Genomic DNA, 22,801 nt, shown 5'->3' with positions numbered 1-22,801 from the left:
AGCACCGGACCACCCCGGCCCTGGGCCACCGGGCCGTCCCGGCCCCGGGCTACCGCACGGCCACCGCCCGGATGATCTCCTGGGTCACCGAGCCGCCCTTGTCGTCGTGGGCCGAGGCCCGCAGGGAGACATGGGCCGCGCCGCGGGGCACGGACAGCGTGCCGTGCCAGGAGGCGCCCCGGCCGGCGGTCAGCGGGACCGTCCGCCAGGTCGTGCCGTCGTCGTACGACACCTCCAGCCGGCCGCCGCCCAGGGTGCCGGTGCCGGCCGCCCCCGCCACGTACTCGGCGCCGATGCCGACCGGGATCCGGTGTCCGCCGCGCACCGTGCCGGCGAGGTCGGTGTCGACGTCGAAGGCGAGGTTGACGAGCGGCAGGTAGGTCCAGTGGTCCTCGGGAGTGGCCGCGGACCGGAAGGTCCACTCGGTGTGGCCCTCGGTGGCGGGCTGCCACCGGCCGGCGTCCAGGGCGGTGTCGGTGACCACCTTGTAGGTGTGTTCGTCGGCGGGCGCGTCCCAGACGTAGGCGGCGGAGCCGCTGCTCCGGTCGACGAGCGTGCCGTCCAGGTGGACGGCGGTGGTCTGGCTCATCCCGTTGCCGTCGCTCCACACGTCGCCGAAGCCGGTGTGGTCGGGCCCGGAGTCGCCCCAGCCGGGGGTGTTCAGCTGGATCTGGTTCCCGGCGCGTTGCTGTCCCCAGCCCAGCCCGGTGCCCAGCCACGGGTGCCACACCGGGCGGAACCAGTTCAGCTCCGGACGCGACCCGCCGTCGTACCGCACCAGGCCGCTGCGCTCCTCCAGGGCGCCGTCGCGTGCGGTGACGGACTCGTGCCACAGCTGACCGGGGCCGGTGGAGACGTAGTCGGTGCGCTCGGCGGGCAGGTCGACGCGCTCCTGGAAGCCGAGGCCGATCGGGAAGGTGCCGGTGATCGAGTACCGGAACTCGCCGCCGCTCACCGGCTTCGCCGCGTGGAACTTGACGTGGACGGCGGCGAGCCCGCGGCCGGAGGGGGCGTAGGTGAGGTTCCGGTCCGGGATCGCGCCCCGGTGGCCCTCGGACAGGTCGTACACGTAGGACGGGTCAGGGGTGCCGGTCATGTCGACGCGTCCCGCCGTCCGCAGCCGGGCCGCGTCCGCCCTGTTCACCGTGGCGATCTGCAGCGGCCGGTCGGCGTTGTCGTCGGTGCCCCACCAGGCCATCAGCCGGCCGGGCGCGTCGTCCGTCACGAACAGCGCCCTGGCGCCCGCGTCCTGGGCGGCCTGGGCGAGTGCGGCCGGGGCGGCGCCGTCGGACAGACGGGCGAGCACCGCCTTGCCGGACACGCCGGTGAGCGGTCCGTCGCCGACGTCGACGAGCGGCAGCCTCACGCGCCCCTCGACCGGTGTGCCGCCGGCCTGCGAGGTCGCCTCGCCGACCCCCTTGACCGCCAGCCGGGGCTGGGCCAGCCGCCACACGGTCCGGTACTCGAAGGTGCCCTCGGTGACCTTCCCGGTGGGCGCGGCGAAGACGCTGTCGTAGGTCAGGGGCACCTGGACCGCGCCGAACAGGTCGGCGCCGCCGGCTTTCCGGTCGTACTCCATGAGCAGCTGGTGCGTCTCCGTGCGCCGGCCGACGTCCGCCCTGACCTCCCGCAGTGCGCGTCCGTCCAGGGTGACCTCGCGGTCGCGGTCGAGGGGGATCTCGGGGGCCGCGAGGAAGCCGAGGCCGAGCGAGTCGGCGCCGTGGCTGCCGCGCACGTCGAGGAAGGAGGCCAGGCTGTACGTGCCCGGCTTCAGCCGGAGTCGCAGGGAGCCGGAGTCACCGACGTGCGCGGGCGCGGCGTCCTCGCCCGCGGCGAGCCGCTGCACGGTGAGGTCGGCGGCCGCGGGGGCGCCGTCACGGTCCTTCACATGGACGGTGAGCGTGTACCGCTCCTCCTCCTTGACCAGGCCGAACACGGTGTGCGCGAGGGGTGTGCCGTCGGGTGCCGCGGCCACCACCTGTCCGCTCGTCTCGCCCACCGGTGCCTTCGAGCCGTCGCCGGTGACGGTGGTGGACGCGGTGCCGTGGGCGGGGACGGTGAGGGTGTCGCGGGCCAGGGTGGCGACGCCGTCCGGAGCTCCCCGCACCGACAGCTTCAACGTGACCGGCGCATCGGACCGGTTGGCGTAGGTGAGGGTCCGGGTGACCGGCTTGTCCGTGTCGTACGGCCAGCGGTGGAAGCCGAGGTCGGCGCTGCCGGTGGCGGTGACGTCGGCACGGACCGCGTCGGGCACGCTCAGCCGTCCCGCGCCCAGCACATAGGGGGACGGATCGAGCTGGGCGGAGCTGGACATCAGCGCGTCCTTCAGCTGGGCGCCGGTCCAGTCGGGGTGCTGCTCGGCGAGCAGGGCGGCCGCCCCGGCGACGTGCGGGGTCGCCATGGAGGTGCCGCTCATGGAGGTGTAGTAGCCGCTGCCGGAGACGAGCTGGGAGCGGGCGGCCAGGATGTCGACGCCGGGGGCCGATATGTCGGGCTTCAGGGCGTTGTCGCCGTACCGGGGTCCGGCGGAGGTGAAGTAGGCCGGCTGGTCGGCGGAGTCCACCGCGCCGACGGTGAGGGCGGCGTCGGCGGCGCCGGGCGAGCCGATGGAAGAAGGGGCGCCGGTGTTGCCGGCGGCGACGACGAAGAGCGCTCCGGTCGCGCGCGAGAGGGTGTTCACGGCCTGGGCCATCGGGTCGGTACCGTCGCTGGCCTCCGTCGACCCCAGGCTCATGGAGACGATCCTGGCGTGCACGTCCCGTGCCGCCCACTCCATGCCGGCGATGATCTGGGACTCGCTGCCCGAGCCCTGGTCGCTGAGCACCTTGCCGACGGCGAGGGTGGCGCCGGGCGCGACTCCCTTCTCCCGGCCGCCGGAGGCGGCGCCGCTGCCGCCGACGGTGGAGGTGACGTGTGTGCCGTGTCCGTTGCGGTCGGCGACCTCCTGCCCGTCGATGAAGCTCCTGGTGGCGGTGACCCGGTCCGTCAGGTCGGGGTGGCTCAGGTCGACGCCGGTGTCGAGGACGGCGACGGTGACGCCCTTGCCGGTCAGCCCCGCCTCCCAGGCCGCCTGCGTGCCGATCTGGGCGTTGCTCTCGGCCATGTCGGCCTTCACCCGCCCGTCCAGCCACACCTTGTCGATGCCGGGCGCGTGGGTGAACGACCGCCAGAAGGCGCGTCCCTTTCCGGCCTCCACGGCGGCACCGCGCAGGCTGGGCAGCGCCCGGGTGCGCCGGGCGCCGGCCGGGGTCGCGGCCCGCGCGTTCCTGTCGTAGGCGACGATCAGCGGCAGCGTGCCGGCCCTGGCGTCGGTGAGCCCCTGCCGGATCAGCCCGCCCACGTCGAACAGCCGCCGGTCCAGCGTGCCGGCCCGCAGATACGGCAGCGCCTCGTCCGGTACGACGGTGAGCCGGCCGTCGCTCGAAGCGGTCCGTACGGCGCCGGTGGCCCCGGGGGGCCGCTGCACGGTGACGGTCTTCCTGCCGTGGCCGAGATCGGTGACGGTCACCTTGTCGCCGGTGACGAGGGTGACGGTCGTGGGGGTCGCGGCGCCCGGGGTGTGCGCGGCCACGGCCCCTCGCGCCGCCGCGGGGCCGGCCGGGAGCAGAGCGCTCACCAGCGCCGCCGCCAGCAGTGCCGTCCCGCGTCTGACTGGTCCTGTGCTCATCCACGTCTCTTCTCGTGTGTGTCGAGCGTGTCGTGTGCAGGGACGAGTGTGATGTGCCGTTTCATGAACAGGAGTTGATCGTTCCTGACGGAAAGGCGCCCTGGCGGGTTCTCGCCAACCCAGGTCACTCTCTTGCCACACCCGTTGGACGATGTGACACCCGAAGCACCGTCCGTAACATAGGAGTTGTCATGAGTCACGGACGAGGGGGAGCGGGCGTCGCCATGGACGGGTTGGTGGAGTTCAGGACCGAGGACGGCGCGCTCGTCGTGGTGGAGGGCGTCGGCACCAGGTCGGGCGCCCGCCTGGTCTCGCGCGGCGACGGACCGGCCCAGGCGGCGCGCACCTTCGAGGGCGCCCTGGACGGCGTGCGCGCGGCGGCGGCGTCCGCGCTGCGGGTCTTCCGGGACGGCAGCCTGCGTCCCGACACGGTGGAGATCGAGTTCGGCGTGCGGCTGTCGGCGGAGGCCGGTGCCGTCATCGCCAAGGGGTCGGCCGAGGGCCACCTGGTCGTCAAGCTCAGCTGGGCCCCGGGACAGACCCCGGGGGCGGCCGCGCCGGAACCGGCCGCGGCGGAGCCGGCCACACCGGCGCCGGCCGTGCCCGCGCCGGCCGTGCCCGCGCCGTCGGTGCCGGATCCGGAGTCCGCCGACCGGTGAGGCGCAACGCGGCGTGGCACGCCCGGATCGCCTGCGGCGACGAGGTGGGGGCCGGCTTCCTGGTCACCGGCCGCCGGGTGCTCACCTGCGCCCATGTCGTCCGATGGAGCGACAGCGCGGCGGTGACCGTCAGCTTTCCGCACGCCAGGGAGCTGGGCGAGCTGTCCGCCTCGGTCGTCGCCCACGGCGGCTGGGCGGGTGAGGTCACCGATCCCGGCGATGTCGCCGTGCTCGAACTGGACCGTGACGTGCCGCTCGCCCCGGCCGGTTTCGCGCCCCCCGACGCCGCGTACACCGAGCCGTACCCCAAGCTGATCGCGTACGGCTTCCCGGAGGGCTACGACGAGGGCACGCTCGCCGAGTACCAGGCCGTCTCCGGCCAGTTGATCGCCGGCGAATGGCTGGAGCTGGTGGCGTGGAACGGGCACGGGCAGCCGCTCGCGGGCGGTTTCAGCGGGGCGGCGGCGACCCTGCCGGACGGCACGGTGGCCGGCCTGGTCACCGCGGCCCTGGAGGCGCCGGACATGCGCAAGGGCCGGATGCTGCCGCTGGACGTGCTGGCCCGGCACTGGCCCGAACTGGGCGAGCTGGTGCCCACCCCGGGCCACCGCGGCGACACCCGCCGGCTGCTCTACGCCCTGCTGCGCCGGGCCGCGGCCGGCGCGGACGGGGCGTGCGACCCGAACCGCGTGTACGTGGACGCGGTGGGCCCCTTCGGGCCGCCCCTGCCGCCCGGCGGCTTCCCCACCCTGTGGGCGGCCGCCGGCTATGTGCAGTGGGAGGTCCCGGACCCGGAGGCACTGAACCGGTTCACCGACCGGCTCCGCGAACTGCTGGACGGCGTAACGGCGTTACGACATCCGGAGGCATCGGTCCCGTCGGCGTCGCCGTCCCCGTCGGCCCCCGCTGCCTCGGCGGAATCGACGGAACCGGCCCGATCGCCGGCCGCGCCGGACACGCCGGCCTGGTCCCCGGTCGTCGTCGAGATCGACCACAGCGGCGCCGGTCCCGACCAGGTGACGGTCGAGGTGTCCGCGTACCGCGACGGACGGCGCCGGCCGGTGGGCGCCCGCCGGCTGCCGCGCACCGGTGTGCGGGACTACGTCCAGGGCCGTATCGACGAGGCCGTCGCCCACCTCGCCCCGGACGCCGACGAGCTGGTGACGTTCGTCCTGCCGCGCGAGTGGCTCAACGAGGCGGTGGCGCACTGGGAGTGCGGCGCCGACGACAGCACACCCCTCGGCTGTGCCTACCCCCTGGTGGTGACCGACCGCGCACGCCACCACAGCGGCCGGCTCCGCCACCAGCTGCGCAAGAAGTGGCAGAAGCTGGACTCCCGGGGCGGCGTCGAGCTGCACCGCGTCGAGTGCGGCACCCAGGAGCGACCGCCGAGCCTGCGGAAGCGGCTGTGGGACGGCGACGCCGGACTCGCGGGCTTCGCGGCCCCGCCCGCGGCGGTACGGCGGCACTTCGAGATCGGTCTCACCGTGCCCGTGCCGGTCCTGCTGTGGCCCCGGAGCGGCCCCGGCTGCGCGGTGCACGAGGACGCCTCCTGCCCCGGCGCCGGGCCCGGGGATCCGCCCTGCACCGGCACCGCGTTCCTGGACCGGCTCACCGCCTCGGTCGCCGATGTCCCGCCCGCCGAACTCCCCCGGCACATCCTGTCGTTGCGGCTGACCGCGGACGCCGCCGACGAACCGGACCAGCACTGGGCGAGAGACCTGCAGCTGCTCTGGGACGACCCGCGCTGCTTCCCCGAGACCACCGCCAGCCTGCACTCGCCCGTCGCCTGACCGACCGTACGACCGCCCCCACGGAGAAGAAGAACCCATGCCCCTGTGGCCCGTCTACACCGGTACGAACGAGCCGCACGACGGCATCGCCGAGCTCCCCGCCCCGCCGCCCTGGCGGGCCTTCGACGGCGGGCCGGTGCTCCCGGCGCCGGACGCGGCCGCCGACGCCTCCGCCGTCTCCCCCGACCGCACCCACCGCGCCGAGACGTACCAGGCCACCGAGGAGACGGTCCAGCTGGTCAACGCGGCCCTGTACCTGCGGCGACCGCTGCTGGTCACCGGGCCGCCCGGCACCGGCAAGTCCTCGCTCGTGTACGCGGTCGCCCGGGAGCTCGGGCTGGGCCCGGTGCTGCGCTGGAACATCACCAGCCGCAGCACCCTGCACGACGGCCTCTACCAGTACGACCCGCTCTCGCGGCTGTACGCGGCCCGGCAGGAGGCCGCCCGCCAGGACGGGCCGCGGGGCGCGGACGACCGGTCGGGCATCGAGCACCATCTGCGCCTGGGTCCGCTGGGGACGGCCCTCCTGCCGTACGCCCGTCCCCGCGCGCTGCTCATCGACGAGATCGACAAGAGCGACCTAGACCTGCCCAACGACCTGCTGAACGTGCTGGAGGAGGGCCAGTACGAGATCCCGGAGCTGGTGCGCGCCGCCCGGCTCGCACCGGACGGCGTCGCCGAGGTGCTGGCCGACGGCACCGACGAGCGGGTCCCGGTGGCGCGCGGCCGGGTCCGCTGCCGGGCCTTCCCCTTCGTCGTGCTCACCAGCAACGGCGAGCGCGAGTTCCCGCCCGCCTTCCTGCGCCGCTGCGTCACGCTGCACCTGCGCCAGCCGGACGACCGGCACCTCGCCGAGATCGTCCGAGCCCACCTGGGTGAACCCGACTCCTACGCACGGACCCTGATCGACCGTTTCCTGTCCCGGTCGGGCGTCGGCGACCTGGCCACCGACCAGCTCCTCAACGCGATCTACCTGGCCCGCTCCGCCGACCTCGACACCGATTCCCTGGACCGGCTGGCCGAGCAGCTGATGCCGTACCTGGGGCGGGCCGTGCAGTCCGATGTCTTCTGAGCGCCCCGGTTCCCGGGATCCCCTGGTCCGCCTGGCCGACGTACTGGCCGGGGCGGCCGACGGGGCGCACCCGACCCCGCTCGAACTGGCCGAACTGCTGTGGCTGGCCCGGCACATGGGCCCCGGCACCGACGGCCTCGGACCGGGCATGCCCGGGGAGCCCCCGGAGCAGGCACCACCGTCCCCGTCCCCGTCCCCGCCGCCGCCTCCGTCTCCGGTGCCGCCGCCCCGGCCGTCCCCGCCGGAGCCCGCTGACCCGGCGCCCGCGCCGCCCTCCCGCGTTCCCCTGCACCTCCCCTCCCGCGGTCCCGGCCCGGCGGCGGACCGGCCGCACAGGATCCTGCTGGCCCCGGCGCCGCCGATGCTGCGCCATCCGCTCGCGCTGCAGCGCTCGCTGCGCCCGCTGGGCCGCCGGATCGACGCGCCCGTGGGCCACGAACTGGACGAACGGGCGACCGCCGACCGCATCGCCCGGCTGGGCGCCGACCCCGCGTGGTGGCTGCCGGTCCTGCGCCCCGCGCGGGAGCGCTGGCTGCGCCTGAACCTGGTGTACGACACCGGCCCGACCATGCCGGTCTGGCGCCCCCTGGTCCGCGAACTGCACACGGTGCTGGCCCAGTCGGGCGCGTTCCGCACGGTCGTGCTGTACCGCGCCGGCGCCGACGGCACGGTGCGCGGTCCCGACGCGCTCGCCCCCGCCGACGGCCGGACCGTCACCCTGCTGATCAGCGACTGCATGGGCCCGCAGTGGCGGGAGGGCCCGGCCGGGACCCGCTGGTACGCCACCCTGCACCGCTGGGCGCGCCGGATGCCGCTGGCGGTCGTGCAGCCGCTCCCGGAACACCTGTGGCGGGACACGGCCCTGCCCACCGTCCCCGGCCGCCTGTCGGCCCCGCGTCCGGCGGCCCCCACGGCGGCGCTCACGTTCACCCCGTACGAGGCGCACGGGCGGTGCGAGGGGCCCGGGCCGTGCGAGAGCCCCGGGGAGTGCGAGGGGCACGGGCGGTGCGAGAGCCCTGGGCAGTGCGAGGAGCACGGGTGGCACGAGGGACACGGATGGTACGAGCCGCGGGGACGGCTCGCGTCCGGCGTGGCCGGGGGTGCCGTCCCCCTTCCCGTGCTGGAGCCGGAGCCGCGGTGGCTGGCGCACTGGGCCGCGCTGCTCACCACCCCGGGAGGAGCGGAGTTCCCCGGCGCGGTCGCCGCACTGGGCCGTCCGCTGCCGGCGGACGCCGAGGACCGTACCGACGTCGGCACGCTGTCCGCCGAGGAGCTGGTGCTGCGGTTCCGCGCGACCGCCTCGCCCGAGGCGTTCCGGCTGGCCGGCCATCTCGCGGTGGGCCGCCCCGACCTGCCGGTCATGCGCCTGGTGCAGGCCGCGGTCGAACCGGATCCGCGCCCCCAGCACCTGGCCGAGGTCGTTCTCAGCGGCATGCTCACCGCCGTCCCCGGCGGATCGCCCGGCTCCTACGCGTTCCGGGACGGCGTCCGCGAGCTGCTGCTGCTCGGCCTGCCGCGCACCGACCGCAACCGTACCTCCGAACTCCTGGGGCGCATCGGCGAGTTCATCGACCGACGGGCGGGCCGGGCGCCGGGCGAGTTCCAGGCGTCGGTGCCGTCCGCGCGGGGTGCGGGGACGGCCGCGGAAGGCGATCCGTTCGCCCTGGTCAGCGAGGACAGCGTACGGCGGCTCTCGGCGGACGGCGGCGGAACCGATGCCGAGCCCGAACCCGGAACCGGCGCCGAAGGCGGAGCCGTCGCGGAACCCGAAGCCGGAACCGGCGCCCAGGGCACAGTCGCCGCGGAACCCGGTGCCGGTGCCGGAGTGTCCGTGGGGGTGCCCGTCGGCCGTCCCGAGATCCGCTTCGAGGCCGACGAACTCACCGGCCGCCCGGAGGCCCGCATCACCCTGGAGGCCGCGGTGCACGAGATCCTCGTGCGCGGCTCCCTCGGCCCCCGCCAGTACGAGATGGACGTCCGCCCCGACGGCTACCTGGTGCGCGTCGAGCCCGGCGCCTATCTCCTGCCCGTCCTCGTCGCCGTCCTGCGGGAACTCCCCCAGGCGCTCACCCGGCTGGCCGATCCGCCGCGGCTGCGGGTGACGTTCGGACAGCCGTCCGTCCCGCCGCCGCGAGCGACCGCCGACGTCCTGGTCGTCGTGCCGCCCGCGCTGTACGACGCCTTCGCCGCCAGCTCCGCCGCCCAGCGCTCACAGCGCTTCCGGCCGCTCTTCCCCGACAGCGCCCCGGACAGCCCGCCGGCCGCCTGGTACTGCCCGCTCGGGTCCCGGTCCGCCGAGCCCGGTGAACGTGACCTGGTCCAGGGCCCGTTCATCACCCACGACCTGCACGAGCTGGGTGTCCCCACCCCGGGCCGCACGGCCGTCGTCCACACCCGCGCCGACGGCCCGCTGACCCTGCTCGACCCGATCCAGCCGTACGGCGCGCGTCCGCCCCGCCCGGAGACGTACTACTCGGTCGACCTCACCCCGCACGAGACCCGCCACATCGTGTCCCTGCCGAGTTCCGGCAAGGGCGCGTTCAAGGCCGCGGTGATGCTGTCCTGGCGCGTCGCCGATCCGGTCGCCTTCGTCCGGGGCGAGGCCACCGGGGTCCCCGCCCTCCTGCTGGAGCACCTGTGCGCCGCGGCGGCCCCCGTCACCCGCCGTCATCCGCTGCGCCGTGCGGGCGCGGCCCAGCGGGCGGTGAACGCGGAGGTGGACGACTGGCCGGTGCCGGGGCTGACGGTGTCGTACACCGTGCAGCTGGTCCCCGAGTGGGCGCCCGAGCCGGCCGCCGAGCCGCCGGTTCCGTCGCGCCGCCGGCTGTCGGCCCTCCTCACCGGCGCCGAGACGGTGCTGATCGGTTTCGAGGGACCCCTCGCCCGGCTGTTCACGGCGCACACGGCACGGGAGGCGGTCCTCGACCTGCTGTCGGTCGTGGCCGACCACCGCGACCCGCAGGACGCGCTGACAGGCCGGCCGCTGCCCATCGCGGGCCCCGCCGGCCGGGAGGCCTTCACGCATCCGCTGGACCTGCTGCGCGCCTTCGCGCACGACCGGCTCGGCCCGCTGCTGCGGGCGCGCCTCGACGAGCTGGAACTGGCCGCCGTACCCGACGCGCCCACGACGCACCGATCCCTCGCGCTGGTCCGCGCCCTGCACCGGTCCGGCCGCAGCGTCAGCGTGGTGACCGACGTGTCCGCCCCGGCCGTCCATCGCTGTCTGGAACCCCACCGGCTGCCCCTCGCGGGTGTCCACGGCCGCCGCGACGACCTGGGCCTGCTGACCCCGCACCCCGACTGCCTGCTGCGGGCCCTGGACGTCCTGGACATCCCCGCCCGCAGCGGCGTCCTGATCAGCTCCTCGGTCGCGGAGCTGACCGCCGCCCAGCAGCTCGGGCTCCGCTTCGTCGGCTACGCCCCCACCACGTCCGGGCGCCGGCGCCTGCGCGAGGAGGGCAGCGAGGTCACCGTCTCGTCCCTCGAACCGCTGCTGGAGGCCGCCCGCACGGTCTGACGTGGACGACACACCGAAGCGGCCCCGAAATACGCCCGTTCAGCGGCGCCCCGCCCGGCCGCCCACAGAAGGCGCCCGCTCCCGGCCACGCGGCAGGATGCCAGTGGGCCCGCCGATCCGGAGGGGCCCCAAGGCCCGCGCACTCGAGAGGATCTGCCGTGACCGTCAGCCTGGAGCAGTTGCGCCGGTGCCACTTCGCCGTCGACCTGGGCGCGGCCCGTACCCGGGTGTACGTGAGGGGCGCCGGTCTGGTCGTGGACCAGCCCTCGGCCGCCGCCGTGAACACCCGTACCGGCGCGCTCATCGCCGTGGGCGAGTTCGCGGAGAAGATGACGGGGCGCACCCCGGACTACATCAAGGTCGTACGGCCCATCGCCGGCGGCACGGTGGTCGACATCGAGATGGCCCAGCGCATGCTGCGGCATCTGCTCGGCGACAAGATGCGCCGGATGCTGCGCCGCAAGCCGCGGCTGCGGGCGGCGGCCTGTGCCCCGCACGACGCGGATCCGCTGGCCCAGCGGGCGACGATCGAGACGCTGGTCGGGCTGGGGGCGCGGCGGGTCGAGCTGGTGGACACGCTGATCGCCGCGGCGGTGGGGTGCGGGCTGCCGGTGGAGCGGCCCGAGGCCACCATGATCATGGTGTGCGGGGCGGCGGCCACCCAGGTCGCGGTGCTCTCGCTGGGCTCCATCGTCACCGCCGACCGGATCCAGGTGGGCGGCGAGGCCGTGGACCACGCGATCGTGCAGCACCTGCGGCACGAGCACGAGCTGATGCTGCCCAGCCAGTCGGTACGGCCGCTGCAGCTGGCGCTGTCCGGCAACGGCCTCACCCCGCACGGCCCGGCGTCGACCGAGATCCATGGGCGGGACGTGGTCACGGGGCTCGCGCGCAGTGTGCGCGTGGACACCGCCGCCGTGCGCGACGCGATCCAGACCCCGCTGACGGCCGTCCTGGACAGCATCGGCAGGGTGCTGCGGGACTGCCCGCCCGACCTGGTGGCCGACCTCGCGGACCGCGGGATCATGATGGTCGGCGGTTCGGCGCTGCTGCCGGGGTTCGACCAGATGCTGCGGCAGGCCACCCGGATGCCGGTGCACATCGCCGAGCGGCCCGACATCTGCGCGGCCCAGGGCCTGGGCGCCATGCTGGAGGGCCGGATCGAGCCGCTGGTCCTGGACCCGCTGGCCGCCTGAGCGGGACCGGGCGCACCGCCGTATGGCCGGCGATCCCGTTCCCCGGCTGCCGCCGCTGCTGGAGGCGGTCCTCTCGGTCGGCTCCGAACTCGAACTGCGCACCACCCTCCAGCGGATCGTGGACGGCGCCGCCGAGCTGACCGGCGCCCGGTACGCGACGCTCGGCCCGGCCGATCCCGGCCAGGACGGCCTCACCGAGATCCGGACCGGCGAACCGCCCCCGGCGGCCCCGGCGGGCGCCCCGGACGTGCCGGTCCCGGACGCGCCGGTCCTGGACGTGCCGATCCTGGTGGACGACGAGCCGTTCGGGCGGCTGCGGCTGGCGGGCAAGCGGGGCGGCGGGCCGTTCACCGCCGAGGACGAACAGCTGCTGCGGGTGCTGGCCACGCAGGCGGGCACCGCGATCGGCAACGCCCGGCTGTACGAGGCGGCCCGGCAGCGGGAGCGGTGGATCGAGGGCGCGGCGGCCGTGACCACGGCGCTGCTGTCCGGGGAGAGCGCGCAGGACGCGCTGGCGACGGTCGCGGAGCGGGCCCGGCTGCTCGCGGACGCCGCCGCGGGGGTGATCCTGCAGCCCACCCCGGAGGGCGGCATGGAGATCGTGACCGCGTCGGCGTACGACGATCCCGGCGACCTCGTCGGGACGACCATCGCGCCGGGCAGCCCGGTGCTGGAGCAACTGCTCGGTGGTGAGCCGGTGTTCATCGAGGACTCGGCGACCGATCCGCGGATGACGACGCATGTCCGGCACCGGTTCGGGCCCAGCATGATGCTGCCGTTGCAGGCGGAGGGGCAGCTCATCGGTACGCTCGCGCTGCCGCGCCGGCGCGGCGACCGCCCGTACACGGCGGTGGAACGGCGCCTGGCCGGTCAGTTCGCCTCGCAGGCGGCGCTCGCCCTGGTCCTCGCGGGCGCCCGGCACGGCAGGGAGCGGCTCGCGGTGTACGAGGACCGCGACCGGATCGCCCGTGACCTGCACGACCTGGTGGTCCAGCGGCTGTTCGCGACCGGGATGATGCTCCAGGCGGCGCGGCGGCGGGCCCGGGTGCCGGTGGTGAGCGACCTGTTGAGCAGGGCGGTGGACGAGCTGGAGTCGACGGTCCAGGAGGTGCGCACGGCGATCTTCGCGCTCCAGCAGCAGCCGGCCGAAGCCCCGGCCACCCTGCGGGGCAGGGTGCTGCGGGAGACGGCCGGCGCGGCGGCGGTGCTCGGTTTCCCGGCGTCCACCCGGTTCCTCGGGCCGGTGGACAGCCTGGTCCCGGAGCGCACCGCCGGCCATCTGCTGACCGCGCTGCGCCGGGCCCTGGCGACCGCGACCCGCCGCCCCGACGTCACCCGCCTCACGGTCACCGTCGACACGACGGCAACCCTTCCCAACGGCCGCCCCGCCGTACGCCTGACGGTACACACCGACAACCACCCCCCGACAACCTGGCAGGCCCCCCTCTGAACCAGCACCCCAAGGCAGCACCCAAACGACGCCACGCACCCCCTCCGCCGGCCGGGCGGGGTCCGGTGACGCCGGAACAGCTGCTGCGGTACGACTTCCTGGTTGCCGAGCGGGGCTGCACCTCGCGGATGCTGGTGGACCGCTTCGGCCGGGATCTGCCGGCCGGGGCCCAGCAGACGCTGCTCCAGGGGTCGTTGGCGGCTCTGCTGCGGCTCATCGGGCACGGGCACGGGGTCACCCTGCTGCCGGAGCCGGCGGTCACCCGGGAGCTGCGCGAGGGGGAGCTGGTAGAGCTGCCGCTGACCGAGCCAATCCGGCCCGTCAGCATCGTCGCCCGGTGGCGCGCCCGGCTCGGCCCGGCCGAGGCGGCCCTGCGCACCCTGCTCGACGTCGCCCGCCGCGCCGATCCCCTGCCCGAGGTGACGGCGGCGTCCGACGGCCCGGACGGCACGACGGCGCCCCGGCGGCCCGGCCGGCGCGGCGGACCCCGGAGCGGCCCGGGCGGCACGACGGCGCACCGGCACCCGGATTCCGCAGCGGTGTTCCCAGCGGCGCGGCGGTGACGGGGCGGTGTCTCAGCGGCCCAGGTAGCAGCGGATGGTCGTGCCCTCCGGGCCGGTGTGGATCCGTACCAGGTCCGCCACCAGGTTGACCAGCAGCAGCCCGCGGCCGCCGCGCTGGTCGCGGGCGGCGGGGCGGCGGCCGGCCAGCGGGTCGGTGAAGCGGCCCTTGTCGCGGACCTCGCACAGCACATGGCCGCCCTCGGGCCACACCGTGAGCGCGCCCGTACCGCCGCCGTGGATCACACTGTTCGTGGTCAGCTCGGCGGTGATCAGCGCCAGGTTCTCCAGGCCCGCGCCGGACAGGCCCAGCCGGGCGCCGTGGCCGGTGGCCAGATGCCGGGCGGCGGACAGGGACTCCGCGTCGAAGGCGACGCCGAGCACGTCGGGGCCGGCGCCGGGGGCGGGCCCCGGCGGCACGTTGTAGCGGGCGACGACGCCCTCGGGGTCGTAGACCGCGCTGGCACGCTCGGCGCCGGAGCCCGCCGGGATGACGACGGGGTGGGTGGCGTGGGCGTCGGCGAGGGCCCGCTCGTCGAGGCGGGCGGTGTCGTACGGGCACAGGATGGTGACCTCGCGGCCCCGGAACGCCGCGTTGATCAGTGCCTCGTGCTGGGCGCAGGCCGGGTACTCGGCCGGGCTGCGGCCCGCCCAGACCGGCTCGCCGACGATCCGGACCCGCCGGCCGGGCGGCCGGCCGTCGGCGAAGGCGCGCAGCACGCCCGGGATGATCCGGCCGGGGTTGCGGCCGGCCTCCCGCATGTCCAGGAAGCGCACGGCCGCGCCGTCGGCACCCAGCTCGTCCTGGATCAGCCGGAGGTTCTCGCCGGGGACGGCGACCGCGACCGGCTCGTCCGCGGCCAGCGCCGCGCGGACGAAGGGCACGGTCCCGGCCAGGTACTCCCCGGGGTCGCCGTAGAACAGCGCGGGATGCACGAACGGGTCCGCGGGTCCGGGCGCCGTGGTCATGACGCCGGCACCTCCATCCCCCGTCATGACGCCGACACCTCGATCCCCGCGAGTCCGGGCCACAGCAGGTCCAGTACGCGGGGCAGCGAGCCGGGCGGCCGGTGCAGCACCAGCCGTCGCCCCTCGCCCAGGCTCCGGGCGGCGTCCGCCAGCACGCCGGCGCCCGCGACATCGACGAAGGTCAGCGCGGAAAGCTCCAAGTAGTACACGTCCTCGCCCTCGCGAACGGCCCGCTCCAGCGCACGCTCCCAGATGACGCGCGTGGGCAGGCTCACCTCGCCCGCCGCCCGGAATCCTCGCCGCCCGGTCAGCGGGTACACATCAAGCCTCGGCCCCGCGGGCACCGGCGCGGCGGCGGCCGGCCGGGGCCGTGCCGGCTCGGGGCTCACATCTTCTCCCAACTGCACAGCTACACGGGTGCCCAGTATGCGCCCCCGTCATCCCGGTGGTGTAGGTCCCGGCGCGGGGGGCAGGCGAGGGGGCGGTACACGAACGGCGCACCGGGACGGAACACATGACCACAGCGGCACGCGCACCGCACGACGGGCGGCCGGACGCCCTGGCGGTCGCAGTCCACAGCGAGGGCGGCCGGGTCCTCCTCACCGCACGCGGCGAGCTGGTCCACGGCTGTACGGAGATCCTCGCGGAGGCCCTGGCCGCGCTGCCGGCGGGCGCCGCCCGGGTCGGCCTGGACACGGCCGGGGTGACCTTCCTGGACACAGCGGGGCTCGCGGTCCTGGACACGCTCGGCGCGTACGGGCGGCGGCACGGCGTACCGGTGAGGGCCACCGGCTGGCGGGGGCAGCCGCGCCGGGTACTGGAACTCATGGGTCTGGACCCGGTGGACCCGCTGAGCGGGGACCTGCCCGCGGACCTTCCCGCCCGCACGGCCTCGGCGGTGGCGCTGGAGCGGACCGAGCAACTGGACGGCTTGCGCCTGGAGATAGAGCAGCTGCGTCACGCGATGGACTCACGCCCGGTGATCGACCAGGCCCGCGGCGTCCTGATGGCGGCTCATGCCTGCACTCCGGACCAGGCGTGGGAGATCCTGCGGGAGGCGTCCCAGCGGTCCAACACCAAGCTCCGGCAGGTGGCGGCGGCGGTCACGGAGAGCGCGGCGCCCGACGGGCCGGCCCCGCCCGAGGCGCTGCGCACGGCGCTGGCCGCGGCGACGGCCCGGCACACCGGCCGGTTCAGTACGGAAGCACCCGCCCGGACGGAGTCCTGCGGTCGATCTCCTGCCCGCGCGGGGCGGGCGGCCGCCGGCTGACTCGTACCCGGATACGACGGTCCATGACGCCCTCCTTGTGCCGACACCGGCCGGCGCTGGACACCGGTAAGGGGTCCGTGCCCAGGAGACGGCCGGTTCAAGCCTGGTCAGGCTCAAGTCGCGCGGGGAGGGCGGCGGTTGTCCCGGCGGCCGTCACCGGTTCAGATACCGGGCGAGGACCGGGTCGAGCTGGGCCAGCCAGGCGCGGAGGCGGGCCTGCCGGCGGGCGTTGAGCTCGCAGGAGTACACACCGCCGTCCCACAGCCGCACGGTGATGGTCAGCCGGTGGCCGCGCCAGCTGCGTTCGACGCGCGCGATCTCGTTCCAGGGGAAGTCGGCGGTGGCTCCGGCCAGTTCGAGCAGCACTCCGGCGGCGTTGACGACCACGCCGGCGCCGGAGTCGGCGAGCACGACCTCGGGGTCGGGACCGGCGTACGGGTTGCCGTACGGGATCGGCGGCCCGAAGCCGTAGGGGGCCGGCGGCGGAGCGACGGCGTGCTGCCCGGACGGATGCGGGGGCGTGACGGGCTGCGCGGGCAGCCGCGGCGGGGTGGCGGGCTGCGCCGGCAGATGCGGGGGCGTGGCGGTCTGTACGGGCTGATGGTACGCGGGCGCCGCGACCTGCGGCGGCGTGACGGGCGGCGGGGGCGCGGGAACCGCCGGTACGGAGACCGGGACCGCCGGTGCGGAGGCCGGGGTCGCCTGCGGGGGCGCGGTGGGCGTCGGCGCGTACGGCGGTGTCCCGGGCCGGTCCGTCTCCGTGCCCGTGCCCGTGCCCATGTCCGTGCCCGGGTCCGGGTCCGGGTCCAGCAGGTCCAGCAGCGCGGTGGGCGTGGGCCGGTCCGCGGGCTCCTTGGCCAGGCATGCCGAGACCACGTCCACCAGCGCGGCGGGGACGGCGGTCACGTCCGGCGGCTCGTGCACGGAGCGGTACATCAGCCCCATCGGCGTGCCCTCGCCCCAGGCGCTGCCGCCCGCCGCCGCGACCAGCACGGCACCGAGGGCGAACACATCGGCGGCGCCGGTCACATCGTGGCCGAGCGCCTGTTCGGGCGCGAGGAAGCCGGGCGTGCCGAAGGCGGTGCCGGTGGCGGTGAGGCGGTTGGACTCCACGGCCCGGGAGATGCCGAAGTCCAGGACGCGCGGCCCGTCGGCGGCCATGATGATGTTGCCGGGCTTGAGGTCGCGGTGCACCAGGCCGCAGGAGTGGATGGACTCCAGGGCCTCGGCGAGCGCGGCGGCCAGCGCCCGCAGCCGCGGTTCGTCCATGGCGCCGTCGGCGGCGAGCCGCTCGGCGAGGGTCGGCCCGGGGATGTAGGCGGTGGCCAGCCAGAGCGGGTCGCCGTCGAGGGAGGCGTCCACCACCGGCGCGGTGTGGAAACCGCCCACCGCGCGGGCCGCCTCGACCTCGCTGCGGAACCGCTCCCGGAAGACCGGGTCGGCCGCCAGCTCGGCCTTGGCCACCTTCAGCGCGACGGCCCGTCCGCCGCGTGTGCGCGCGAGATAGACCGTGCCCATGCCGCCCTCGCCGAGCTTTCGTTCGACGAGGTATCCCCCGATGCGTTCCATGCGGACAAGTATGGCGGCCGGGCCCGACCCGTCCATGCCCGGCGTTCGCACAGGCCCCGGGCGGGGCCGGCCGGGCTCAGCCGCCGCGGGCCCGGACGCCGCGGGCGCGAACCATGAGCAGCATCAGCAGGGTGAGCACCGACGAGGACCATGCCCAGGGCGAGGGGCCCCGCGCGCCCGCCTGGCGGGCTGCTTCGTCGCCGCCTCCCTGTTCGGCGGGGTGCCGGGCCGACCTGATCCCGCCCCACGCACCACCCGCCGCCTCGGCCGCCGCCCGTTTCCCGGCCCCGGCGGAGCCCCGGTAGGGCGCGGGGTGTTCGTCGCTCTCCCTGGCCGGCCGGGGTGCCGTCGGGGGCCGGCCGTCCGGCACCGCTGCCTGCCGCCCTCGCACTCAACTGGTCTGGACCATTACTCGGGACGGGACGGGAATCTGCGGGCCGGCCGGCCCGGGGCCAACAGCATTCGCCGAGGCGGCGTCACCCGACAACCGCCGCTCATGCGTGGGGTATTGGGTGATCCGGCACACCGTCAGGAGGCGCGGCGGACGTCAGCCGCCGGCCCCGCCTCGACCTGTTCCAGTTCCGCCGGGCGGGCGGCCCGTATGCCGTGGGGCGGTCACCGGGCCTGCTCCGGTCCGCGGCCGGCGAGGAAGGACAGGGCCACGGCGGCCTCGCAGGCGATGCCCGTGGCGAGGGCGTCCTCGTCGAGGGTCATGCGGGACGAGTGCAGCGAGGGCGCCTCGTGCGGTGCGCGGTCCGGCGGGCACACGCCGAGGAAGGCCAGGGCGCCGGGGACGGCCCGCAGGACGTAGGAGAAGTCCTCCGCCGTCATCGGGCAGGCGGGCAGCACGTCCACCGCGTCGGCGCCGAGCGTGCCGGCGGCGGTACGCAGCACGAGGTCGGTGAAGTCGGCGTCGTTGACGGTGACCGGGTAGCCGGGGGTGACGGTCACCTCCGCGGTCACCGCGTGCGCGGCGGCCACTCCCCGGGCGACCCGGTCGATCGCCTCGTGCAGCTGCCGCCGGACCGGTTCGGTCAGGGTCCGCAGGGTGCCGCCGAGTTCCACCGTGTCCGGGATGACGCCGTGGGCGGTGCCCGCGCTCAGCAGGGTCACGCTGAGCACGGCGCTGTCGTCGGCGGCCAGGCCGCGGGTGACCGTCGTCTGCAGGGCGAGCACGATCTCGCAGGCCGCCGGCACCGGGTCGCGGGTGGTGTGCGGCGCCGAGGCGTGCCCGCCGCGCCCGCGGACGAGGATCCGGAACCGGTCGGAGGCCGCCATCTGCGGCCCGGGGCGGAGCCACAGCGTGCCGGCGGGCAGGGTGGGCTGCACATGCAGGGCGAAGGCGGCGTCGGCGCGGCGGCCGGAGGCCTCCAGTACCCCCTCCTCGATCATGTGGCGGGCTCCGTGGTCTCCCTCCTCGCCCGGCTGGAACATGAACACCACGCGTCCGGCGAGGGTGTCGCGCCGCCCGGCGAGCAGCCGCGCGGCGCCCACCAGCATCGCCATATGGGCGTCGTGACCGCAGGCGTGCATCAGCCCGGGGTTCCGCGAGGCGAACGGCAGCCCGGTGTCCTCGGTGACCGGCAGCGCGTCCATGTCGGCGCGCAGCAGGATCGTCGGGCCGTCGGCCGCCCCGGCGAGGGTCGCGGTCACGGAGGACAGGGCGCGGCCGGTGCCGATCTCCAGGCCGAGGCCGTCGAGTGCGTCCAGCACCAGGCGCTGGGTGGCCGGCAGGTCGAGGCCCGTTTCCGGGCCGCGGTGCAGGGCGCGGCGCAGGGCGACCGCCTCGGGGGCCAGCCGGCGCGCCTCCCGCAGCAGGGCGGAAGCGGCGGCCGGCCCGGGCGGGGCGGCCGCCGGCGCGCCGTGGTCGGCCCGAGGCGGAGGTGTCATGCGGCCGTTCTCCTTCCCGGGCCCGGCGCATGGCGGCGCGGCCCGCAGCGGCGGCACACGAGGACGCGGTACTCCCCCACCGTAGAGAGGGCGGTGCCGGCCGGACAGACCCCGACGGCCCCGGCGCACCGGATCCGGACAGGGCGGCGTGCTGACAGGATGGCGGATTCCGCCCGCTGACCAGGGGCCGACGCGCTGACATGCTCGACCGAGAACAGCCCGCAGGCCCGAGCGAGGGTGAGGACCGTTCCATGGCGATGTCCGCGTCCGCGGGAGCTCACCGGTGCCCCCGGGAAGGGCGGAACGGCGGTGAACCCGCCCTGCTCAGCACAGACGCATACGAGCGGCGGGACGGAGATGACGGCCGTTCAACTACCGCTTGTCTCATCCGGATTCCGTCGGCCCGACGTGAGGTGGTCCTGGAGAACGGCCCCGCCCTCGTCCCGTCCGCACGGGATGGGCGGCGGTAGCGCAGGTGATCCTGCTCTGCGCGGGTGAACGATGGCCGCTGGCTCGGCGTGGCGGCCACCGTTCTTCCGTTCACGCAGGTGGCATCGATTCTGCAACCCGCGATGTGCGGTGGGGCGGGTGGGACTCGAACCCACGGCCGACGGATTATGAGTCCGCTGCTCTAACCGGCTGAGCTACCGCCCCATAGCGGCGTGTCGCGTACAAGTGTGCGCGCCGTCTGCCGCAGCATAGCCGCTCATACGATCTCCTGCTTCGGATGGTCGGCCTTCCGCGCTGCTCATGACCTTGAGGACTACGGCGCGGGCGCGGCGGTTCCCCTGGACATGAAAAAGGACCCCTGAGGGGTCCTCGTTCAGCGCTCCCCCGACTGGACTCGAACCAGTAACCTGCCGGTTAACAGCCGGCTGCTCTGCCAATTGAGCTACGGAGGACCGAAGCTCCCCCGACTGGACTCGAACCAGTAACCTGCCGGTTAACAGCCGGCTGCTCTGCCAATTGAGCTACGGAGGATCGCTTCGTTGCATCGAACGTACCTACCTGGGTATTCGCCAGGGGGCGGGCGCTCGCTGCGACACATACATTAGCGCAAGCAGGGGGGTGCTCCGCCAATCGGTACTCCTCGGCGCCATCGCCGCACCAGAGACCTACACACGGGAAGGGTGGCAGCCATGCGCTACCGGCTCACGTTCCTCACCGGACTGGCCCTCGGTTACGTGCTCGGCACGCGCGCCGGACGCGAGCGCTACGAGCAGCTGAAGAAGTCGGCCCGGCAGATCGCGCAGAACCCCGCGGTGCGGAACACCGCCGAGACAGCCGCACAGCAGGGCCGCGTCTACGCCGGCAAGGCCTTCCACACGGTCAGCGACAAGGTCGGGGACCGTGTCCCGGAGTCCGTCGCCCAGCGGGTGCGGTCCCTGCGCGAGCGCGGCGTCGACGGAACGGCGGAGGACGACTGGGGCACGAGCAACACGTAGGGCTCGCTCGGCGGGCTCGACCGGCGGGCTCAGCCGGCGGGCCCGGCCGACGGGCCCCGATCGGGCCCCGGCCGCGGACCCCGCGCACCCCGTCGGGCGCCCGCGGCCGACGCATGCCCGGTAATGCTGCAAAATTCTCCGCATGGGGATAGTCGCCGGCTTGGACAGCTCGCCCGATTTCACGCGCATCGTGGTCTGTGACACAGACACCGGCGCGGTACTCCGCCAGGGATACGCACCGCACCCGGTCGAGGCGCCGGACGGCGGGCGCCCGAGCGATGTCGACCCGCAGGCCTGGCTGCTGTCCCTGGGCGAGGCCGCGGGGGGCGGTCTGCTGGAGGGCGTGCAGGCCATCGGCGTCTCCTCGCAGCAGAACGCGCTGATCCCGCTGGACGCCCAGGGCAACACCGTCCGCCCGGCCATGGTCGGCGGCGACAAGCGGGCGCAGGTCGCGGCGGCCGATCTCGTGGACGCCCTCGGCGGCCGGGAGGCCTGGGCGCAGGCGGTCGGCTGCGTGCCGCAGGCGGCCCAGCCGGTCACCAAGCTGCGCTGGCTCGCGAAGAGCGAGCCGGAGAACGCGCTGCGCACGGCCGTCCTGCTCCAGGCGCACGACTGGCTCGTCTGGCAGCTGCTCGGCCGGCCCGTGCGGCGCACCACGGACCGCGGCGGCGCCTCCGGCACCGGGTACTGGTCGGCGGCCACCGGCTCCTACCGGCCCGACCTAATCGAGCTGGCGCTCGGCCACCAGGCGATGCTGCCGGAGGTGATCGGCCCGTCCGACGCGGCCGGTACGACCCCGGAGGGGCTGCTGATCTCCGCCGGCACCGGGGAGACCATGGCCGCCGCGTTCGGGCTCGGGATCGGGCTGGGGGACGCGGTCGTCTCGCTCGGGGCCTCCGGTTCCGTGATGGCCGTGCACCCGGAGGCGCTCGCGGACCAGTCCGGGATGATCACCTCCCTGGCCGACGCCACCGGCATGCACCTGCCGGTCGTCACCACCCTGAACGCCGTACGCACCCTGCGCGGCACCGCCGAACTCCTCGGCCTGCCGGATCTGGAGAGCCTGTCCGACCTGGCGATGAAGTCCACGCCGGGGGCGCACGGCCTGGTGCTGCTGCCGTACCTGGAGGGCGAGCGGACGCCGAACCTGCCGCACACCGCGGGCACCCTGGCCGGGCTGCGGCGCGAGTCGATGAAGCCCGAGCATCTGGCGCGGGCCTCCTTCGAGGGCATGCTGTGCGGGCTCGCGGACGCGCTGGACGTGCTGCGCGGGCGGGGCGTGGAGGTGCGGCGGGTCTTCCTGCTCGGTGCCGCCGCCGAGCTGCCCGCCGTGCAGGCCTCGGCGCCGTCGCTGTTCGGCGCGCAGGTCGTCGTACCGCAGCCGGCGGACTACGCGGCGATCGGCGCGGCCCGGCAGGCGGCCTGGGCGCTCGGCGTGTCGCAGGGCACGCTGGACCCGCGCACCCCGCCGTCCTGGCAGGGCGCGGCGGCGCAGGTGCTGGAGCCGGGCGAGGAGCTGGCCGTGGGGCAGGCGGTACGGCAGCAGTTCACGTCGGTGCGTGAGCAGACTCACCCCGGAGCATTCAACTCATAGGGGGACAGGGGTGGGCACAACACCCCGAAGGCGTAAGGCCGCAGAACCCGTGCCGCCGGGTAATTCGGTTGAGGTAACACGGGTGGAGTGTTCGACGATAGGGGCCAGGGGCAACCGAACCGGCCCCTTTCGCCGACTCCGAGAGACGTA

At 75.4% G+C, this 22,801-nt stretch carries 16 protein-coding genes and 3 tRNA genes; 10 read left to right on the top strand and 9 right to left on the bottom strand.

What is annotated here, in order from left to right:
- Nucleotides 1-49 precede the first annotated feature (49 nt).
- Nucleotides 50-3,667: a S8 family serine peptidase gene (locus tag FHS34_RS03060; RefSeq protein ID WP_184960250.1), complete on the bottom strand. Its 3,618-nt coding sequence runs from the start codon at nt 3,665-3,667 to the stop codon at nt 50-52.
- A 191-nt stretch (nt 3,668-3,858) separates the two neighbouring features.
- On the opposite strand from FHS34_RS03060, the gene FHS34_RS03055 reads away from it, so the two are divergent.
- The 7 genes from FHS34_RS03055 (at nt 3,859) to FHS34_RS03015 (ending at nt 13,917) form a co-directional block, all read left to right on the top strand.
- Nucleotides 3,859-4,326, top strand: a complete 468-nt coding sequence (locus tag FHS34_RS03055; RefSeq protein ID WP_372478562.1) for a CU044_2847 family protein — start codon at nt 3,859-3,861, stop codon at nt 4,324-4,326.
- Nucleotides 4,323-6,119, top strand: a complete 1,797-nt coding sequence (locus FHS34_RS03050) for a VMAP-C domain-containing protein (protein ID WP_184960248.1) — start codon at nt 4,323-4,325, stop codon at nt 6,117-6,119. Before FHS34_RS03055 ends, FHS34_RS03050 begins: the two co-directional genes overlap by 4 nt.
- A gap of 37 nt (nt 6,120-6,156) precedes the next feature.
- Nucleotides 6,157-7,191 (top strand): AAA family ATPase, encoded by a 1,035-nt coding sequence (locus tag FHS34_RS03045; protein WP_184960246.1) that lies wholly within the window; start codon nt 6,157-6,159, stop codon nt 7,189-7,191.
- A complete protein-coding gene (locus FHS34_RS42180) occupies nt 7,181-10,708 on the top strand; it encodes an SAV_2336 N-terminal domain-related protein (RefSeq protein WP_225817418.1) in 3,528 nt (1,175 codons plus the stop codon). Before FHS34_RS03045 ends, FHS34_RS42180 begins: the two co-directional genes overlap by 11 nt.
- A 158-nt stretch (nt 10,709-10,866) precedes the next feature.
- Nucleotides 10,867-11,904, top strand: coding sequence for a rod shape-determining protein (locus FHS34_RS03025; protein ID WP_184960244.1), 1,038 nt, complete (start codon nt 10,867-10,869; stop codon nt 11,902-11,904).
- 22 nt (nt 11,905-11,926) lie between these two features.
- Entirely contained in the window at nt 11,927-13,354 is a 1,428-nt protein-coding gene (locus FHS34_RS03020) for a GAF domain-containing protein (protein ID WP_184960242.1), read from the top strand.
- A complete protein-coding gene (locus FHS34_RS03015) occupies nt 13,336-13,917 on the top strand; it encodes a substrate-binding domain-containing protein (RefSeq protein ID WP_184961319.1) in 582 nt (193 codons plus the stop codon). The genes FHS34_RS03020 and FHS34_RS03015 overlap by 19 nt, the downstream gene beginning before the upstream one ends.
- Before the next feature lie 12 nt (nt 13,918-13,929).
- On the opposite strand, the gene FHS34_RS03010 is transcribed toward FHS34_RS03015, so the two are convergent.
- Nucleotides 13,930-14,883 carry an anti-sigma factor RsbA family regulatory protein gene (locus tag FHS34_RS03010; RefSeq protein WP_184960240.1) on the bottom strand — a complete coding sequence of 318 codons (954 nt, stop codon included), beginning with the start codon at nt 14,881-14,883 and terminating at the stop codon, nt 13,930-13,932.
- 23 nt (nt 14,884-14,906) lie between these two features.
- On the bottom strand, nt 14,907-15,272 hold the full coding sequence (locus tag FHS34_RS03005) for an STAS domain-containing protein (RefSeq protein WP_225817417.1): 366 nt from the start codon (nt 15,270-15,272) through the stop codon (nt 14,907-14,909).
- Between the two features lie 125 nt (nt 15,273-15,397).
- On the opposite strand from FHS34_RS03005, the gene FHS34_RS03000 reads away from it, so the two are divergent.
- On the top strand, nt 15,398-16,153 hold the full coding sequence (locus FHS34_RS03000; RefSeq protein ID WP_184960239.1) for an ANTAR domain-containing protein: 756 nt from the start codon (nt 15,398-15,400) through the stop codon (nt 16,151-16,153).
- A 153-nt stretch (nt 16,154-16,306) separates the two neighbouring features.
- On the opposite strand, the gene FHS34_RS02995 is transcribed toward FHS34_RS03000, so the two are convergent.
- From FHS34_RS02995 to FHS34_RS02970, 6 genes are all read right to left on the bottom strand, one after another.
- Nucleotides 16,307-17,722 carry a serine/threonine-protein kinase gene (locus FHS34_RS02995; protein ID WP_184960237.1) on the bottom strand — a complete coding sequence of 472 codons (1,416 nt, stop codon included), beginning with the start codon at nt 17,720-17,722 and terminating at the stop codon, nt 16,307-16,309.
- Nucleotides 17,723-17,798: 76 nt separating this feature from the next.
- Entirely contained in the window at nt 17,799-18,113 is a 315-nt protein-coding gene (locus FHS34_RS02990) for a hypothetical protein (RefSeq protein WP_184960235.1), read from the bottom strand.
- Between the two features lie 224 nt (nt 18,114-18,337).
- Entirely contained in the window at nt 18,338-19,612 is a 1,275-nt protein-coding gene (locus FHS34_RS02985; RefSeq protein WP_184960233.1) for a M20 metallopeptidase family protein, read from the bottom strand.
- Nucleotides 19,613-20,192: 580 nt separating this feature from the next.
- Nucleotides 20,193-20,266: transfer RNA gene (locus FHS34_RS02980), tRNA-Ile, on the bottom strand.
- Between the two features lie 175 nt (nt 20,267-20,441).
- A tRNA-Asn gene (locus FHS34_RS02975) sits at nt 20,442-20,514 on the bottom strand.
- Nucleotides 20,515-20,520: 6 nt separating this feature from the next.
- A tRNA-Asn gene (locus FHS34_RS02970) sits at nt 20,521-20,593 on the bottom strand.
- 158 nt (nt 20,594-20,751) lie between these two features.
- Here FHS34_RS02970 and FHS34_RS02965 point away from each other — a divergent pair.
- Nucleotides 20,752-21,057, top strand: coding sequence for a YtxH domain-containing protein (locus FHS34_RS02965; protein ID WP_184960232.1), 306 nt, complete (start codon nt 20,752-20,754; stop codon nt 21,055-21,057).
- A 142-nt stretch (nt 21,058-21,199) separates the two neighbouring features.
- Nucleotides 21,200-22,651, top strand: coding sequence for a xylulokinase (locus FHS34_RS02960; protein ID WP_184960230.1), 1,452 nt, complete (start codon nt 21,200-21,202; stop codon nt 22,649-22,651).
- Nucleotides 22,652-22,801 lie beyond the last annotated feature (150 nt).

This window comes from Streptomyces echinatus (genome assembly GCF_014203595.1).
Classification (GTDB): domain Bacteria; phylum Actinomycetota; class Actinomycetes; order Streptomycetales; family Streptomycetaceae; genus Streptomyces; species Streptomyces echinatus.
The sequence above is the reverse complement of the archived record's forward strand: the minus strand, read 5'-3'. Positions and strand labels throughout refer to the sequence as shown.